14 protein-coding genes and 5 tRNA genes are annotated in these 18,876 nt (G+C 26.9%); 15 read left to right on the top strand and 4 right to left on the bottom strand.

Annotated features, from left to right (window positions below; translation table 4 throughout):
* Positions 1-47 precede the first annotated feature (47 nt).
* The 4 genes from MHO_RS05440 (at position 48) to MHO_RS01315 (ending at position 6,079) form a co-directional block, all read left to right on the top strand.
* Positions 48-1,802, top strand: a complete 1,755-nt coding sequence (locus MHO_RS05440) for a variable surface lipoprotein (RefSeq protein WP_012855511.1) — start codon at positions 48-50, stop codon at positions 1,800-1,802.
* On the top strand, positions 1,771-2,319 hold the full coding sequence (locus tag MHO_RS01325) for a hypothetical protein (protein ID WP_041359603.1): 549 nt from the start codon (positions 1,771-1,773) through the stop codon (positions 2,317-2,319). The genes MHO_RS05440 and MHO_RS01325 overlap by 32 nt, the downstream gene beginning before the upstream one ends.
* Before the next feature lie 137 nt (positions 2,320-2,456).
* Positions 2,457-4,241 carry an ABC transporter ATP-binding protein gene (locus tag MHO_RS01320; RefSeq protein ID WP_012855509.1) on the top strand — a complete coding sequence of 595 codons (1,785 nt, stop codon included), beginning with the start codon at positions 2,457-2,459 and terminating at the stop codon, positions 4,239-4,241.
* A 14-nt stretch (positions 4,242-4,255) separates the two neighbouring features.
* Positions 4,256-6,079 carry an ABC transporter ATP-binding protein gene (locus tag MHO_RS01315; RefSeq protein ID WP_012855508.1) on the top strand — a complete coding sequence of 608 codons (1,824 nt, stop codon included), beginning with the start codon at positions 4,256-4,258 and terminating at the stop codon, positions 6,077-6,079.
* Between the two features lie 126 nt (positions 6,080-6,205).
* Here MHO_RS01315 and MHO_RS01310 read toward each other — a convergent pair.
* The 4 genes from MHO_RS01310 to MHO_RS01295 form a co-directional block, all read right to left on the bottom strand.
* Positions 6,206-6,281: transfer RNA gene (locus MHO_RS01310), tRNA-Val, on the bottom strand.
* A 2-nt stretch (positions 6,282-6,283) separates the two neighbouring features.
* A tRNA-Glu gene (locus MHO_RS01305) sits at positions 6,284-6,359 on the bottom strand.
* 4 nt (positions 6,360-6,363) lie between these two features.
* Positions 6,364-6,438 (bottom strand) — tRNA-Asn (locus MHO_RS01300).
* 90 nt (positions 6,439-6,528) lie between these two features.
* Positions 6,529-6,604, bottom strand: a tRNA-Thr gene (locus MHO_RS01295).
* Positions 6,605-6,793: 189 nt separating this feature from the next.
* On the opposite strand from MHO_RS01295, the gene MHO_RS01290 reads away from it, so the two are divergent.
* The 11 genes from MHO_RS01290 (at position 6,794) to MHO_RS01240 (ending at position 18,849) form a co-directional block, all read left to right on the top strand.
* Positions 6,794-7,234, top strand: a complete 441-nt coding sequence (locus tag MHO_RS01290; protein ID WP_012855507.1) for a division/cell wall cluster transcriptional repressor MraZ — start codon at positions 6,794-6,796, stop codon at positions 7,232-7,234.
* Positions 7,235-8,137: a 16S rRNA (cytosine(1402)-N(4))-methyltransferase RsmH gene (rsmH, locus tag MHO_RS01285; RefSeq protein ID WP_012855506.1), complete on the top strand. Its 903-nt coding sequence runs from the start codon at positions 7,235-7,237 to the stop codon at positions 8,135-8,137. It abuts the gene before it with no gap.
* Between the two features lie 4 nt (positions 8,138-8,141).
* Positions 8,142-9,209 carry a hypothetical protein gene (locus MHO_RS05435; protein WP_012855505.1) on the top strand — a complete coding sequence of 356 codons (1,068 nt, stop codon included), beginning with the start codon at positions 8,142-8,144 and terminating at the stop codon, positions 9,207-9,209.
* 7 nt (positions 9,210-9,216) lie between these two features.
* Positions 9,217-10,362: a cell division protein FtsZ gene (gene ftsZ / locus MHO_RS01275; protein WP_012855504.1), complete on the top strand. Its 1,146-nt coding sequence runs from the start codon at positions 9,217-9,219 to the stop codon at positions 10,360-10,362.
* Positions 10,363-10,631: 269 nt separating this feature from the next.
* Positions 10,632-15,791, top strand: a complete 5,160-nt coding sequence (locus tag MHO_RS05430) for a leucine-rich repeat domain-containing protein (protein ID WP_012855503.1) — start codon at positions 10,632-10,634, stop codon at positions 15,789-15,791.
* Between the two features lie 137 nt (positions 15,792-15,928).
* Positions 15,929-16,591 (top strand): 16S rRNA (uracil(1498)-N(3))-methyltransferase, encoded by a 663-nt coding sequence (locus tag MHO_RS01265; RefSeq protein ID WP_012855502.1) that lies wholly within the window; start codon positions 15,929-15,931, stop codon positions 16,589-16,591.
* Between the two features lie 112 nt (positions 16,592-16,703).
* On the top strand, positions 16,704-17,138 hold the full coding sequence (rplM, locus tag MHO_RS01260) for a 50S ribosomal protein L13 (protein WP_012855501.1): 435 nt from the start codon (positions 16,704-16,706) through the stop codon (positions 17,136-17,138).
* A 2-nt stretch (positions 17,139-17,140) separates the two neighbouring features.
* On the top strand, positions 17,141-17,539 hold the full coding sequence (rpsI, locus tag MHO_RS01255; protein ID WP_012855500.1) for a 30S ribosomal protein S9: 399 nt from the start codon (positions 17,141-17,143) through the stop codon (positions 17,537-17,539).
* A 48-nt stretch (positions 17,540-17,587) separates the two neighbouring features.
* Positions 17,588-17,664, top strand: a tRNA-Ile gene (locus tag MHO_RS01250).
* A 123-nt stretch (positions 17,665-17,787) separates the two neighbouring features.
* Positions 17,788-18,054: a 30S ribosomal protein S15 gene (gene rpsO / locus MHO_RS01245; protein ID WP_012855499.1), complete on the top strand. Its 267-nt coding sequence runs from the start codon at positions 17,788-17,790 to the stop codon at positions 18,052-18,054.
* A 264-nt stretch (positions 18,055-18,318) separates the two neighbouring features.
* Positions 18,319-18,849 (top strand): tRNA (cytidine(34)-2'-O)-methyltransferase, encoded by a 531-nt coding sequence (locus MHO_RS01240; protein WP_012855498.1) that lies wholly within the window; start codon positions 18,319-18,321, stop codon positions 18,847-18,849.
* Positions 18,850-18,876: the final 27 nt, after the last annotated feature.

Raw genomic sequence — 18,876 nt, 5'->3', positions numbered from 1 at the left:
AATTTTTAAATTATTAATTTAAGAAAAAGGGAAAAGAAATATAAAAAATGAAAAAACATACAAAAATTTTATTAGCCTTAGGTAGTGTTGCAACCTCGGTTTTTGCAATACCATTAGTGGCAGCAGGTTGCATAAAAACAAAGAAACCTGAAGTTAAACCAGAAGAACCTAAGAAACCAGAAGGTGAAAAGCCAGGAACAACACCTGAAGTTAAACCAGAAGATCCAAGTCATGAAGAAGAAACAAATAAAAATGATGCTGATAAATATGGTGAAGAATCAATTTCAAAAATAACATGAAATGCTGAAAATCTAGAATTTATTAAAAAGGTTTTAAATAATCTAGACAAATACAAAATTCTTTTTGAAAGAAATAACAAAAATATCATGGCTTTTGAAGGGGCATATGATTTTAAAAATCAAGAATTTGCTATTGCTAAATGAAATTCTAAATCAGGCGTATCTGTTCAATTGGTAAATCCTGAAAAACCTCTTAGAAGTGGAGACAAGTTAAACTCTAAATTATTATTAACAAAAGATGAAAAAGGAAACTTTATTTTGAAATATAAAGTTGCAATTTTTAAACAAAATGGTAAACATATTATTTCAAACAAGGTTTATGAAAGTAATTTGGGAAACTTAGATTCTGGATTAGATCAAGTTTCAGAAGAAGATTTTAAAGAAGTTTCAAAAAATCTAGTCTTTGACTATCCTAACAAACAAGAAACATACATAAAAGACGCGGACACATCAAAAGTATTTTTAAAAACTATTAAAGAAAACTTTTCAATTGTTAAAGATTCATTAAAGATTACTAAAAATACAGGAGAAGATGGAACATATGACTTGTCAATTCTTTACTATTTATCATATAAAAATAAACAAATCTCAAGTCAAAAATATATTTATGAAATCAAAGGTTTTAAATTAACTCCAGAATTGCAAGAAAAAATAGATAAGGCAAGAAAAGAACTAAAAGATCAAATTGAAAAAACAAATGTTTTAGTTGCAAATGCCAAGTCATATCAAGATATTTTAAAAAATAAACAAATAAACAATTTTGATAAAAAGCCAAATTTTGCAGTTCAAGGCTACGACCAAGCCTCATATTCAGTAGCATTAAGTAATTTAAAAGTTGAAGATAAAAAAATAACATTGACTTTAACTTTGTCAAGTCTTTTAAATAAAGAAATAAGTGAATCTAAAACTATTGAAGTTAAATTAGATAAATTTGCAAACGGTTTAGATAATATTGCATTGCTATCATTTGAAAAACAAGATGAACTTTTAAACAAAGCTTTAGAAACGTCAATTTATCCATTTTATAGTAAAGACAAATATTACATTTCAAAGAAATCTATTGACAAATTAGAAAATAAATCATACTGAATTAATAATAAAAACAGTGAAATTAATTACACATTAGGCGAATTAAAATTTGAAGGCGATAAGTGTTTGATTAATCTTACTGTTTCATTTAAAGATTATGAAAATAGTACTAAGAAATCAAAATTTGTTGAAATTGATTTAAGTAAATTGGGTGTTGATGAATATAATAAGATTAGAAAACAAAATAATGAAACTGAAATAGATGACCAACAAGCCCCAACATCAACTATTGAAGACCAAGATGTAAAAGAATTAAATAAAGATGCATTCTTGAAATATTTCAAAGAAAACAAAGATAAATTATCTAACGATGAAGTTAAAAATATTTCAACATTTATGTTTGTAGAAAAATTGAAAAATATTAGTCTTTTAAGCAAAGACATTGAAAAAAGAAATGATTGAAAAAGGTGATAATTACATTTCTGTTCAAAATTTTGATTATGATAAAACAACATTAAAATTAAAACATTCAATGTTTGCGTTTGAATATACAAAACATATGGTTAATTTACAAAATGTTTATATCTTTTCATTTCCTAAAATAGAAAATAATAAAGTAAAATCAATTAGAGTTTCTATAGTTTCTATTCAAGATTTTCAAAATAATGATTTTAGCAATATGTCATCTAAACGTGTCAATGTTAATGAAAAGATAAATGAAGATAAAAACTTTATGCAAAAAATAGTTTTAAAAGAACATTTTGGAAAATTAGTAACTGTAAAATACATTGGCGATAAAAAAACAGTTGATGAAGCAATTAAAGATGATATTTCTAAATTTGAATACAAATTACCAGAAGAATTAACATTTGAAAAAATCTCAGTTAAAAAACATACAAACAAAGGTAAAGAATATATAAAATATACAATCACTGCTAAATGAAATGGAATAGAAGTTGAATTTATAAATAAAATTAGTTTAAAAAAATAAATTAAACAAAAAAAGGCGAAAAATCGCTTTTTTTTCGTGTTTTTTGCATTAAATTATTACTTTTTTTTATGTTTCATTATAATTTATTAATTAGTCTTGAAAGTGGCAATAAAAAACATTTAAAAGAAGGAGAAATTATGTTGAAACTTATTAAATTTTTACCATGAAAAATTAAAATATTGTTTATTATAGGAAGCTTTATTTCTTTAATTTCAGTTATATTTGAATTGATTACTCCTACATTGATTTCTCAATTCATTAGATTGCTTTTTATTGAAAATAAAAATAGTCAAGTAGATTTAAGTTTTTTTAATGGATTAATAAACTTTACATTTAATAACGCTATTAATGCTCGTAATTATATGATTTATTCTATAATAGTTTTAACTATAATTTCAATGTCTTTAACATTTGGCTGCACTAGCTTAATTGTATATGCAGCAGAAAGAAGTAGTAGATATATTAGAGAAAACTTCATTAGAAAATTAAATACATTAAGTTTGAAAAATATATCTGATTTGAAACCCGAATCATTAATTACTAGGGTGAGTGATGATATTGCGGTTTTCTGAGAATTTTTAATAAGTGCTACAAACGTCTTAACAAGGGCTATTTCAATGATAATTGGTGGATGTATTTTAGCCGTCATGAATAACGTAAAAATGGCAATAGGATTAATTTTGTTAGTTCCAATAATTTTAACAATAGTTTCTATTATGGCAAAAAAAGCAAGTCCTTCAATTAAAAAGGCTCAATTAGCCGTTGAAGAAATAACTAAGCAAGTTGATGAAAATATATTAGGATCTCGTTTAATAAAAATATATGATTTATATAAAAATAGAGAAGAAAAGTTTGCAAAAATAAATAAAACATGAAAGAATTTTAATGTTAATGCTGGTAGCATTTTTGTAGGAATTGCTCCTTTATTCTTTGGAATATTCAATTTATTTGTTGTGGTGCTTTATTCATTAGTTGTTCATGATGTTATTTCCAATGTAGCAACATATGATACAATTGTAAGATTTAATATTTTTATTGACTATTCATTTTATGTAACGTTTGGCGTTATATTGGGGGCAGTATTTATTTCAGCATTTGTAAAAGGAAAAATTTCTGCTACTAGAGTTATAGAAGTATTAAATACTAACGAAGATAAAATTTATGTATCAAATGGCAAAAAAATAACAAAAAACTTCGATTTAAAAGTTGAAAATTTAAGCTTTAAATATTATTCTTCAAATTCAAATTATACTTTGCACAATATAAGTTTTAGCCTACCGTTTGGAAAAACTCTTGGATTGGTTGGTCCTACTGGTAGTGGTAAAAGCATACTTGCAAATTTATTGGTTAATAACTATCTATATAATGAAGGATCGATTTTAATTGGGGATAATGAAATTAAAGAAGTTAATACAAAAAATTTACATGAAACAATCGGAATTGTTTACCAAGATGCCCTATTAAATACAGGAACAATAAAAGAAAATATGCTTTTTGCTAAAAATGATGCAACAGATGAAGAAATAAATCAAGCATTACGTGACGCTTGTGCATATGATTTTGTTTATAAATTTGAAGAAAATTTAGATCATGTCATTACTCAAGGGGCAACAAACCTTTCAGGTGGCCAAAAACAACGTCTTTCAATTGCAAGAACTTTATTAACTAAACCAAAAATTTTAATATTAGATAACTCAACTAGTGCTTTAGATAATATTACTGCACACCAAGTTTTACAAAATATAAAAAATAAATATTCATGTTCAACTATAATAATTAGCCAAAAATTGCCATTAATAAAAAATGCTGATGAAATTATTGTTTTATCTGATGGAAATATGTTGGATAAAGGAAATCATGAAGAATTAATGAAATCATGTTCATATTATAATGAATCATACAATAACCAATTAAGCCAATAGAAAAGGAGGCAGTGATGAAAAAAAGAACTAAAGAAAAGCAAAAACTTTCATTTATTACTTTGTTTAAATTAGTTTTTAAATATTCAGGTGAATCAAAAACAAAATTTTGATTGGCTGTTTTGTTTTCATTTTTTCATGCAATTTTTTATGCAATAGGTTCATTTTTAATTGGATATATTTTTACAATATGTTTAACAAAAGATGTATTAGATCATAAAACACCTTTTAATTTAAAATTATTTATAGGTATGGCTTCATGTTTGGTTATATCGTTTATATTGTATGGAATTTTTAGATATGTTTCAGGGGTATTTTTTGTAAAAATAACTTTTTCAGTTTGCGAGAATATAAGAAAAACCGCCATGAAAAATCTTTTATATATTCCTGTTTCGTATTTTGATAATCAAAAATCAGGTAATATTATTTCTATTTTAGTAAATGATATTAATAGTTTATCTGAAACAATATTTAAACTATTAAATGAATTAATCCAATGTGCTATAAATGTTATTTTATCTGTAATATTTTTATCAATGGTTAGTCTGGTTTTATCTGCTGTTGTTTTACCTGTTCTATTCTTATTTTCATTTATAGGGATATTAATTACTAAAAAAGCTCAAAAAGCATTTATTCAAACCAGAAAACATTTTGGGGAATTAAACGCTTTTGTTGAAGAAATGCTAACTAATTCTAAAATTATTAAAACTTTTGAACAACAAGAACAAGTTAATAATCATGGTAAACAAATAGCAAGAAACATATTTAACACAGCCTTCACCGGAGATCTTAATAACCAAATAATTAATCCTTGAATAGTTTTTACTAACAATATTTTGGTTATATTAATAGTTACTGTAACACTTGTATTAAAGGGAAATAATATTCATGTTTATGGGCTTTTTAATACAAATGCAGAACATGGATTTTTAATAAGTTATTTAACACTTATATATAGTTTTTTATCAACACTTCAATCAATGCTTACTATATTAGTTTATGCTAGAATTGGTATTGCATCTGCCGTTAGGGTTAATACACTTTTGAGTTTACCAAGCACACACATAAAAAACCACTCAAAGGGAATTGTGATAGAAAATCCTGTTGGAAATATAACATTTGATCATGTATATTTTAGATATAATGAAAATTCGCCTAAATATCAACTAACAGATGCTTCATTTAATGCAAAAGCAGGACAAACTATTGCTTTAGTTGGAGAAACTGGAGCAGGTAAAACTACTATTATAAATTTATTGAATCGTTTTTATGATTATGAAAAAGGTTCAATAAAGATAGATGGAATAGAGTTAAGAGAAATTTCAAAAGATAGTTTAAGAGATTTTACGGCAGTTGTTTTACAAGATAGCTTTATGTTTAATGAAAGTATTTTAAATAACCTTTTAGTAGGAAATCCAAAAGCAACCAAAGAAGATGTAATAAGGGCAGCAAAATTAGCATCTGCTCATCATATTATTGAAAAGTTAGAACATGGATATGATACTATAATTGATAATAGCACTTCAATATTATCTAAAGGAGAAAAACAACTTCTTTCAATAGCTAGAGCAATATTAGGAAACAAAAAAATCTTAATACTAGATGAAGCAACATCGAACGTGGATTCTAATACAGAAAAAATAATTCAACAAGCATTAAAAGAAAATATCATGGTTGGTAAAACATCAATAGTTATTGCTCACCGTCTAAGCACGATTAAAAATGCTGATTTAATCTTAGTTGTGGATGATGGTCGTATTATTGAACAAGGAACACATAAGCAATTGCTAGAATTAAATAAAAAATATGCAAGGTTATATTACTCACAATTTGATGATTAAAAACTAGATATAAAAAACTCGTAATCAAAAAGGTTACGAGTTTTTTATATAAAAATTACATTTAATTTAAATCTAAATGAAAAATAAAAAGGCCGGTTGGCCTTTTTTGCGGTGTATTTAAACAAATGGTGGAGAATGAGGGGCTCGAACCCACGACCCTTGCCTTGTAAGGGCAATGCTCTCCCAGCTGAGCTAATTCTCCAATGGTGACCCTAGCGGGACTTGAACCCACGAATGTATGGATGAAAACCATATGTGTTAACCGCTTCACCATAGGGCCATAATGGCGCCGACTATTGGGATTGAACCAACGACAAACTGGTTAACAGCCAGCTGCTCTACCGCTGAGCTAAGTCGGCACTTAATAAATGCTTAATTATTATAACTAAAAAAAATTAATTTTTTAATAAATTTTTTATTTTTTATTTTTGGCGCTTACTTTGTGCATTTGGTGCTAGTTAGAGGGATCGAACCCCCGACCCATTGATTACGAATCAATTGCTCTACCAACTGAGCTAAACTAGCATATTTTAATTTTAACAAAAAACTTATACAGTTATTTATTTTTTAATAAAACAATTAAAAAAATAATTACTATGGTCTATTGCAAGAGGGCTAATGCTTTTTTGCCTTCTTTTTTATTTTTATTTATAAAAAATTAAAAAATACTTGATTTATATGTTAGAATTAAGTTGATAGTGGGAGGATGTGGGAATGTTTGGTAAATATTATCGCCAAATTGATGATAAAAATAGAGTTGTTGTTCCACCTAAATTACTACAAGAATTAGGCAAGGAATTCTATATCACAATTGGAATAGATAAAAACTTAGTATTAAGAACGGTTTCTGAGTTTCAAAAAATGAAAACTAAATTGGAAGAAGGAAACACACTTAACAAAAACGTAAGAGATTTTATTCGCTACATTTTTGGAAATACTGAAGTTGTATCTCCTGATAAAAATAACAGAATCATGATTCCCAAACATCTTTTAAATAAAGCCGCTATCGACAAAGAAGTTGTTTTCCTAGGAACTGGTGATACTTGTGAATTATTTGCTAAAGAAGTTTATGATGAACAAGAAAGCTACTATGAAAATGATGATAATGTAAATGACTTGGCTCAAAAATTATTTGAAGCAGGAGTTAAGTTCTAAATGGAACATATTCCAGTTCTATTAAATGAAGTAATAGAACAATTATCAATAAAGCCAGACGGAATATATGTTGATTTAACATTAGGCCGTGGTGGTCATAGCCAAGAAATTTTAAAAAGACTAACAACTGGAAAATTAATTTGTTTTGATAAAGATATTCAAGCTATAAACGAAAGTAGAGAAAAATTAATAAAAATAAGCCAAAACTTTATTTTAATAAAAAGTGATTTTAGAAACATTACTTGTGAACTAAAAAAACTAAATATCGATAAAGTCGATGGAATATTAGCAGATTTAGGAGTTTCTAGTCCTCAATTAGATGATCCAAATAGAGGATTTTCTTATTCAATCAATTCCGATTTAGATATGAGAATGGATTTAGATAATACTCTAACTGCAAAAGAAATTATTAATAATGCAACTGAAAAAGAAATTATAGATATATTGCAATCTAATGCTGATGTAAAATTAAGTAATTTAATTGCGAAAGCAATTGTAAAAAATCGACCAATATCTGATTCATTTACGTTAAATCAAATAATAAAGGATTCATTGCCAGCTAAAATAGTAAGACAAAAAAATCCTTCTAAAGCAGTTTTTCAAGCTTTTAGAATAGCAGTGAATGATGAGCTAAATGCCTTAAGTGAAATGCTAAGCCAACTTCCTAATTTATTAAAAAAAGACGGAAAAATAGCGATTATAACATTTCATAGTAAAGAAGACGTTATAGTTAAAAAGTTTTATCAAAATTTAAATTATTTTGACCCTAAGCTAAAAAAAATACTAATTGTTGAAACTCATAAGTGACATCAAAAAGTAATTTTTCCAAGTAGTAAAGAAGAAGAAATCAACAAAAGATCAAGAAGCGCAAAATTACGCGTTATTACAAAATTAATGGATTAGTTAAATGAAAAAAATTATTATTGCTGCATATAAATTTTTAAAAAATAGTATCGAAGTAGAAGTTATGGAAAAAACTAATACTTTATCTTTTTGCATTTATAAAAAAGCAATTAATAATATTTATTTAACTGAAAGCGATATAAAAAATTTTATAAAGCAAACAAAGAATGAAATTCAAAAATTAATATCGGCAAGCATAAATGAAGTTATTGTTATGTTGTCTGAAGATAGCAAATGAAATATAAATAGTAAACTATTAACCTTAAATAACGACAATTTTAATATTAGTAATTTAAAAAATATTAGATCAAACTTCAATAATATAGGCCAAAAAATATTGGAATTTAAACTAGTTAAAAAAACTAATATTAAGCAAATTTATTCTTTAAAAACAATATCAAATGCTAATAGTCTAAGATTGCAAGAAATTTTTAGTAGCAACGATTTAAAAATTGCCAAAATATTTTGCTTAGATAGTTTAAAGACAAATTCAGTTTTGTTTAAAAATCCAAAACAAAAAGTAGCTATTTTTGTTGATGTATTAGATGATAAAGCTAAATTTATTTTAAACATTAATAAATCAAATATAGTAAGCCAAGTATTAGATTTAGGACTAAACAAATTAAAAGCAAGAATGTTACAACGCAATTTATTAAGTACAGAAAGCAATTGATTTAGCGAAGTTGTAAATTGTTTAACCTACAAATGCAATGTTGCTCCAATAATAAAGAATATATTAGGCGAATTTATAAATAAATTATTAACTAGCGTTGCAACTTTTGTTAATAATTATAAAATTGATTCAAAGGTTTGCAAATTATATTTCAATAGCGAATTAAAACTTTTTGATAATATATTAATTCAAAATGAAAAAATTAACTTATTTAGTGACTTTGAATATGAAATCAAAAATGAATATTTAAGTTGCGAAATGCTTGCAATAGATAATATTTTAGAATGTCAAATCAAACAAAATGCTTTAAATAATGAAATTAGTAGGGAATTATTTACAATTGAAGTTTATAGTAATTCCAAAAAGTATTACAATTTAATGCTAAACGATATAAATTAGGAGTTCTATGGCAAAAGAATTAAATAATTATAACCCGGTGGCAAAAATAATTGTTATTGGAGTAGGTGGTGGCGGAAATAATAGTGTTGAAACTATGATAAATAGCCATTTAGATAGTTTTCAAATTATTGCTGCCAATACCGATAAACAAGTATTAGCAAAATTTCCTCAAGAATGCGTTTTACATTTAGGTGATGAACGTGGAATTGGCGCGGGTGCTAACCCTGAAATTGGCAAAACTGCTGCTGAATCTTCACGTGAAGAAATCAAAAGTAGATTGCAAGGAGCTGATCTAGTAATTATAACTGCAGGAATGGGTGGTGGAACCGGCACAGGTGCAGCGCCCGTGATTGCACAAATAGCCAAGGAATGCAATGCTTTAGTAGTTGCAGTTGTAACTACTCCGTTTGACTTTGAAGGTCCAAAGAGAATGAGAATTGCAAAGCAAGGCTTACAAGAAATTAAAAAATGTGTTGATTCATATATTGTTATTTCAAACAATAAACTATTACAACAATATGGAAATATTTCTTTTTCAGATGCATTTATTTGCGCAAATAATGTCTTAAAGCAAACTATTAGAACAATAGTTGATGTTATTGCCACCCCAAGCATTATTAATCTTGATTTTGCAGATTTATCAACCATTATTAAAAATAAAGGTGAAACATTAATCGGCATTGGCCAAGCAAATGGCCAAGATAGGGCTGTAAAAGCAATCACATCTGCAATAACAAGCCCAATTTTAGAATCAAGTGTTGTTGGGGCTAGCGATGCAATAGTAAATTTCAGTGCTTCTCAAAAAGTAACTTTAAATGAAATTCAAAGTGCTTTGGGAGCTATGCGGGAAATTGTTGGTAATGAAATTAACATTATTTTTGGTATAACAACTCTAGAATCTGAAGAAAGCAACAAATTAGGTGAGCTATTTGTCTCGGTAATCGCCACGGGATTAAGAAAAGATGCTCCTAAAGACATTGATCAAATTCAAGATGAAGTAATCAATGTAATAAAAAAAGACGATTTAAATTATGTTAACGATGAAACAAAGGAATTCTTTGTATCTGAAGGAACATTTAAAACACAATCATTTTTTTCAATGGATAATGATGAAGATTCAAACGATGAACTTGCAGATATATTAAAACACTAAGATGATGTAAGAAATCTGTTTTAAAAAAATGCAATTAATTATCTTTATTGCCATTTAAAAAATAAAAAAATTCAGTTCAATCTGAGTTTTTTTTATTGCATTTTTTTGACCTTAAGAATATATAAATTGCATAAAAAATATAGAAAATAAGCCATTTTTTCAACCAATTATATTAAAAATCTGTTTTTTTTTTTTTTTTTATTATTAAGAGGTTTTACTTTTTAATATATATAAAAATAAAATTATAAATAGTAATAAAAGGTAAGAAAATGAAAAATAAAAAAAATATTAAGATATGACTTATATTAAGTAGTATTTCAGCATTAACTACTATACTTCCATTAGCAACTATTTCTTGTGATTATGGAGTAAAACAAAATTCAAAAGAAAACAAAGAAGATTTAAAGCCTGATGAAAATAAACCAAATTCTAAACCAGAAAATCCTACAAAAGAAGAAGATTCAAAACCTGATGAAAATAAACCTAAACCAGAAAATCCTACCAAAGAAGAAGATTCATCAAATTTAAATAAAAAATTTAAATTCGAACTAACTAAATCAAATACTTGAAAAATTACAGAATTTATTGGAAATGATTCTAAAGTAACAATTCCTAAGGAATATCAAGGCAAAAATATTACAGAAATTGATAATCATGCTTTTTTTAATAGTGTTATTCAATCGGTTACTATTGCGGGTTCAGTAAAAGAAATTGGCGAAGGTGCGTTTTCTGGTTGTAGAAACATTAAAGAAGTAATTTTAAATGAAGGTCTTGAAAAAATTGGCGCTGAGGCATTTAAATATACAAACATTAAATCTATTACTATTCCTAGTTCAGTAAAAGAAATTGGTAAAAGTACGTTTTCTGGTTGTGAAAACCTTGAAGAAGTAATTTTAAATGAAGGTCTTGAAAAAATTGGCGCTGAGGCATTTTTAAATACAAACATTAAATCTATTACTGTTCCTGGTTCAGTAAAAGAAATTGGTAAAAGTACATTTTCTGGTTGCCATAGCCTTGAAGAAGTAATTTTAAATGAAGGTCTTGAAAAAATTGGCGCTGGTGCATTTTCAAGCACAAACATTGAATCTATTACTATTCCTGGTTCAATAAAAGAAATTGACAAAAGTACATTTTCTGGTTGCGAAAACCTTAAGAAAGTAACTTTAAATGAAGGTCTTGAAAAAATTGGCGCTTGTGCATTTTCAAGCACAAACATTGAATCTATTACTATTCCTGGTTCAATAAAAGCAATTGACAAAAGTACATTTTCTGGTTGCAAAAACCTTAAGAAAGTAACTTTAAATGAAGGTCTTGAAAAAATTGGCGAAAGTGCATTTGCTGATAAAAAAATTGAATCTATTACTATTCCTGGTTCAATAAAAGAAATTGGCGCTGGTGCATTTTTTAGATGTGAAAACCTTAAAGAAGTAACTTTAAATGAAGGTCTTGAAAAAATTGGCGCTCGGGCATTTGATCGTACAAACATTAAATCTATTACTATTCCTGATACAGTAAAAGAAATAGGCAATTGATCATTTGATTTTTCAATGATTTCAGATATTTCAATTAATTCAAATAATAAAAATTTTGAAATTAAAGATAACTTTTTTATTGATAAAAATAATAAAAAAATATTATCATATTTGGATAAAAAGGCCACAAAAGTTACTATTCCTAGTTCAGTAAAAGAAATTGGCGAAAGTGCGTTTTCTGATTGCAAAATCCTTAAAGAAGTAATTTTAAATGAAGGTCTTGAAAAAATTGGCGCTCGGGCATTTTCAAATACAAACATTAAATCTATTACTATTCCTGATACAGTAAAAGAAATAGGCAATTGAGCATTTGATTTTTCAATGATTTCAGATATTTCAATTAATTCAAATAATAAAAATTTTGAAATTGAAGATAACTTTTTTATTGACAAAAATAATAAAAAAATATTATCATATTTGGATAAAAAGGCCACAAAAGTTACTATTCCTAGTTCAATAAAAGAAATTGGTGAAGGTGCATTTTCTGGTTGCGAAAACCTTAAAGAAGTAATTTTAAATGAAGGTCTTGAAAAAATTGGCGCTGGTGCATTTCATTTTTCAGACATTTCACATATTTCAATTAATTCAAATAATAAAAATTTTGAAATTGAAGATAACTTTTTTATTGACAAAAATAATAAAAAAATATTATCATATTTGGATAAAAAGGCCACAAAAGTTACTATTCCTAGTTCAGTAAAAGAAATTGGTGAAGGTGCATTTTCTGGTTGCGAAAACCTTAAAGAAGTAACTTTAAATGAAGGTCTTGAAAAAATTGGTGCTGAGGCATTTTATAAAACAAACATTGAATCTATTACTATTCCTAGTTCAGTAAAAGAAATTGGCGAAAGAGCGTTTCATGGTTGCACAAACCTTAATGAAGCAATTTTAAATGAAGGTCTTGAAAAAATTGGCGTTGAAGCATTTAGATATACAAAAATTGGAATTATTACTATTCCTGGTTCAGTAAAGGAAATTGGCAATTGAGCATTTGATTTTTGAATGACTACACTTATTTTAATTAATTCAAATAATAAAAATTTTGAAATTAAAGATAACTTTTTTATTGATAAAAATAATAAAAAAATATTATCATATTTGGATTGAATGGCCACAAAAGTTACTATTCCTAGTTCAATAAAAGAAATTGGCGAAGGTGCGTTTTTAGGCCACGGAGACCTTCATGAAGTAATTTTAAATGAAGGTCTTGAAAAAATTGGCGCTTGGGCATTTGATTTTTCAATAATTTCACATATTTCAATTAATTCAAATAATAAAAATTTTGAAATTAAAGATAACTTTTTTATTGATAAAAATAATAAAAAGATATTAGCATATTTGGATAAAAAGGCCACAAAAGTTACTATTCCTGGATCAGTAAAAGAAATTGATGAAAGAGCGTTTTCTTGGTGCCCAAACCTTAAAGAAGTAATTTTAAATAAAGGTCTTGAAAAAATTGGTGCTGAGGCATTTTATAAAACAAAAATTGAATCTATTACTATTCCTGGTTCAGTAAAAGAAATTGGCGAATGAGCGTTTTATGGTTGCGAAAACCTTAAAGAAGTAATTTTAAATAAAGGTCTTGAAAAAATTGGCTATGCGGCATTTGCTGGGTTAATTAATAATCCAAAAATTGAATCTATTACTATTCCTGGTTCAGTAAAAGAAATTGGCGCAGGTGCGTTTTCTGGTTGCAAAAACCTTAAGAAAGTAATTTTAAATGAAGGTCTTGAAAAAATTGGCGCTTTTGCATTTTCAGATACAAACATTGAATCTATTACTATTCCTGATACAGTAAAAGAAATTGGCGAAAGTGCATTTTCTGGTTGCACAAACCTTAAAGAAGTAATTTTAAATGAAGGTCTTGAAAAAATTGGCGCTAAGGCATTTTTAGATACAAACATTGAATCTATTACTATTCCTGGTTCAGTAAAAGAAATTGGCGTCAGGGCATTTGATTTTTCAAGAATTTCACATATTTCAATTAATTCAAATAATAAAAATTTCGAAATTAAAGATAACTTTTTTATTGATAAAAATAATAAAAAAATATTAGCATATTTGGATGAAAAGGCCACAAAAGTTACTATTCCCGGTTCAGTAAAAGAAATTGGCGAATGAGCGTTTTATGGTTGCAAAAACCTTAAAGAAGTAATTTTGAATAAAGGTCTTGAAAAAATTGGCGCTTGGGCATTTAGCAATACAAAAATTGAATCTATTACTATTCCCGGTTCAGTAAAAGAAATTGGCGAAGATGCGTTTAATGGTTGCACAAACCTTAAAGAAGTAATTTTAAATGAAGGCCTTGAAGGAATTGGCTGATATGCATTTTCAAATACAAACATTGAATCTATTACTATTCCTGGTTCAATAAAAGAAATTGACAAATATGCGTTTTCTTGGTGCGAAAGCCTTAAAGAAGTAATTTTAAATGAAGGTCTTGAAAAAATTGGCGCTGAGGCATTTGCTGGTAAAAACATTGAATCTATTACTATTCCTGGTTCGGTAAAAGAAATTGGCGAAAGAGCGTTTTATGATTGCCTAAACCTTAAAGAAGCAATTTTAAATGAAGGTCTTGAAAAAATTGGCGCTTGTGCATTTTGAAATACAAAAATTGAATCTATTACTATTCCTGGTTCAGTAAAAGAAATTGGCGATTATGCGTTTAATGGTTGCACAAACCTTAAAGAAGTAATTTTAAATGAAGGTCTTGAAAAAATTGGTGAAAGTGCTTTTTCAGATACAAAAATTGAATCTATTACTATTCCTGGTACAGTAAAAAAAATTGGTGAAAGTGCGTTTTATGGTTGCGAAAACCTTAAGAAAGTAATTTTAAATGAAGGTCTTGAAAAAATTGGTGCTGAGGCATTTTATAAAACAAAAATTGAATCTATTACTATTCCTGGTTCAGTAAAAGAAATTGGCGAAAGAGCGTTTTATGATTGCCTAAACCTTAAAGAAGCAATTTTAAATGAAGGCCTTGAAGGAATTGGCTGATATGCATTTTCAAATACAAACATTGAATCTATTACTATTCCTAGTTCAGTAAAAGAAATTGGCTTATATGCGTTTTCTGATTGCCTAAACCTTAAAGAAGCAATTTTAAATGAAGGCCTTGAAGGAATTGGCTGATATGCATTTTCAAATACAAACATTGAATCTATTACTATTCCTGGTTCGGTAAAAGAAATAGACGATTGGGCATTTAATTATTCAATAATTTCAAATATTTTAATTAATTCAAATAATAAAAATTTTGAAATTAAAGATAACTTTTTTATTGATAAAAATAATAAAAAGATATTAGCATATTTGGATAAAAAAACCACAAAAGTTACTATTCCTGGTTCAGTAAAAGAAATTGGCGGAAGAGCGTTTTCTGGTTGCAAAAACCTTGAAGAAGTAATTTTAAATGAAGGTCTTGAAAAAATTGGCGCTGAGGCATTTTCAAATCCAAACATTAAATCTATTACTATTCCTGGTACAGTAAAAGAAATTGGCGAAAGAGCGTTTTCTTGGTGCGAAAACCTTAAAGAAGTAATTTTAAATGAAGGTCTTGAAAAAATTAGCACTGGGGCATTTAATCATACAAAAATTGAATCTATTACTATTCCTGGTACAGTAAAAGAAATTGGCGAAAGAGCGTTTTCTTGGTGCGAAAACCTTAAAGAAGTAATTTTAAATGAAGGTCTTGAAAAAATTGGCGCTGAGGCATTTTCAAATACAAACATTGAATCTATTACTATTCCTGGTTCGGTAAAAGAAATTGGCGAAAGAGCGTTTTCTGATTGCGCAAACCTTAAAGAAGTAATTTATAAAGGTGATGCAAGTAATATAAAATGAGAAAATACTGGTATAGACAAAACAAAGGTAAAAATTATTTCATCTAACAATTAATTTAAATTATTAATAAAATAATTTTTTAGTAATTAGATTACATATAATTAATTATTAGGCAAAAAATTTATACTCGTAATTTATAAAAAAGTTACGAGTTTTTTGTTTTATTGTGTTGGTTATATTAAAATAGTTATATGTACAAATTTTTTGCTAACAAATTAGAGGATGGAATTTTTTATTTTAGTGATGAAATTCAAAAACATTTTAAGGTTTTACGCTTTAATAAAGAAAATATTATTGTAAATTATGAAAATAAGTTTTATGAATGTCAATTTGTTTTTCCTAATAGTGCTAAATTAGTTAAAGAGTTAGATATTAATAATGAACTTGACTATAAATTATGTGTTGCAATTCCTTTAATTAAACAAAACCATTTTGAAATAGCATTGCAAAAAGCAGTTGAACTTGGCGCTTATGAAATTTATGTATTTCAAAGCCAATATGTTGATAAATCTAATTTAAATTTTGATTCTAAAAAGCAACGTTATGAAAAAATAATTTTTGAAGCTTGTCAACAAAGTTTTAGAAATTATATTCCAAGACTTCATGATCCAATTTCATTTTCAGAACTTTGTGTCTTAGATATTAAAAATAAAGTATTGGCTTATGAAAATAAAAAGAATAACGAATTAATTAAAGATTGCCAAGATGCTTTAATTATTGTTGGCCCTGAAGGCGGATTTAGCCAACAAGAAATTGATTATGCTATATCTTGCAATGTTCAAGTTGTTTCATTAACAAAAACGATTTTAAGGGCTGAGACCGCTTTAATATACATGCTTTCAAAATTAAATTAAACAGGTTTTATTTAAATATTTAAAACTTAAATAAAAATGTTTTAATAATAACTATATATGGTATAATAGGTAAGCATTTTATAAAAATAACAAACTATAAGAAAGAGAAAGTATGCGTCAAACAACAATTATTAGAAAAGAAATCGTTGATAAAAAATGATTCATTATCGATGCAGCCAACGTACCTTTAGGTAGACTTTCAGCACTTGTAGCTTCTGTACTTAGAGGTAAAAATAAACCAACTTTTACCCCTAATGTTGATATGGGCGACAATGTGGTTGTGATCAATGCTAAAGATGTACTTTTAACTGCTAAAAAAGATGAAATAAAAGTATATTACCACCACACTGGATACCCAGGTGGATTAAAACAAATTACTGCTGCTGATTTAAGAGCAAAAAAACCAGAATTATTAGTTGAAAAAGCTGTTAGAGGAATGCTTCCACACACCAAATTAGGTCGTAAACAATTTAAAAATTTATATGTTTATGCAGGTTCTGAACACAAGCAAGAAGCACAACAACCAGTTAAATTAGAGGTTAAATAATTATGGCAGATAAAGTAAGATACTATGGTTTAGGTCGTCGTAAATCTTCAGTAGCAAGAGTTTATATTTTACCAGGTAGTGGAAATTTAATTATTAATGGAATAGTTGCAAAAGAATACTTAAATTCAGAAATTTTAATAAAAGATGCTTTAAGTCCTTTTGCAGTAACTGAAACTGCTAACCAATTTGATGTTTTTGCAAATGTTAATGGTGGTGGTTTAACAGGACAAGCTGGAGCAATTAGATTAGGTATTGCTAGAGCATTATTAGAAGCATCTAATAATGAATATAGAAACAAATTAAAGGATGCAGGATTTTTAACACGTGATGCTAGAGTTAAAGAACGTAAGAAATTTGGTTTAAGAAAAGCAAGACGTGCAAGACAATTTTCAAAACGTTAATTTGTTTTTGTGTTATAATATTATGGAGTTTTTTAAAACTCCTTATATGCGAGCGTAGCTCAGTTGGTTAGAGCACACGACTGATAATCGTGAGGTCGATGGTTCAAGTCCATTCGTTCGCACCATTTCATTAACTTGACCAAATACGCATTTGCGTATTTTTTTTATTTTTATGTTAAAATATATTCATAACAATTTTATCCCTTGGTAATAATTAAGATTATTGCTAGGCTATGAAAGGAAAAAATATGGTATCAAAAGAAAAAAAAGCTGAATTAGTTGTTAAATTCGGACGTAATGCAAAAGACACTGGATATTTGCCAGTACAAATAGCAATTTTAACTGAAGACATTGAAAGCTTAAAAGAACATTTTGCAGTAAATAAAAAAGATTTACATTCAATGAGAGGATTCATTGCTAAAGTTAATCACCGTAAAGCATTACTAAATCACTTAAAAGACGAAAACTACAACTTATATTTAGAAACCATCAAAGCTTTAAACATCAGAAAATAAAGCAAATAAAAAGCACAACGAATGTGCTTTTTATTTTAGTTTAGAAAAAAAGCGATTTTTTCGCTATTTTTTCTTATTTTCTGTAATTATTTTGTTTTATATATTAAGATAAAAATGTAGCTACAATAAAAATGAATATTTAGTTATAAATTTTTTAAAATCTGCTTTTTTGAATTTGATCTATATAAGTTTTTTTAATTATTTAAATAATTAAAATTACAATATCTACTATTTTTAATGCCAATTTGTAGTAAAATACTTTACATGATTAACATTATTTTATACCAACCCGAAATAAGCCCAAATACATCAAATATAATTCGTACATGCTTTGCCGGCAACGCAAAATTGCATATTATTAAACCAATTGCCTTTGATCTTCATCCTCATTGAATGAAAAGAAAGGCTGCTGGGCACTTTTTAACTGAAATTCAACATGAAGTTCATGAAAATTATGAAGAATTTTTTAAAAAATATGGTGATAAAAATATTTATTATGTAACAAGATACGGTTTAAAAAATTACGTAGATGTTGATTACAAACAAGAATTGCAAACAAATGGTGAACTATGAATTATGTTTGGAACTGAAAGCACAGGAATTCCTAAGAGAATTATGCAAACAAATATTCCTAATTGTTTGCGTATCCCAATGTTTGATGAATGTCGTAGTTTAAATTTAGCCAATAGTGTTGCAATAGTACTATTTGAAGTATTAAGACAAAATGATTTCGCTGGACTATCAAAATTTGAAAGTCAAAAAGGGAAGGATTTTATTTTAAGGAAAGATTGATAAATTTTATGTTTAATTGATTCCCTGGTC

Source organism: Metamycoplasma hominis ATCC 23114 (assembly GCF_000085865.1).
GTDB lineage: Bacteria > Bacillota_I > Bacilli_A > Mycoplasmatales > Metamycoplasmataceae > Metamycoplasma > Metamycoplasma hominis.
The sequence above is the reverse complement of the archived record's forward strand: the minus strand, read 5'-3'. Positions and strand labels throughout refer to the sequence as shown.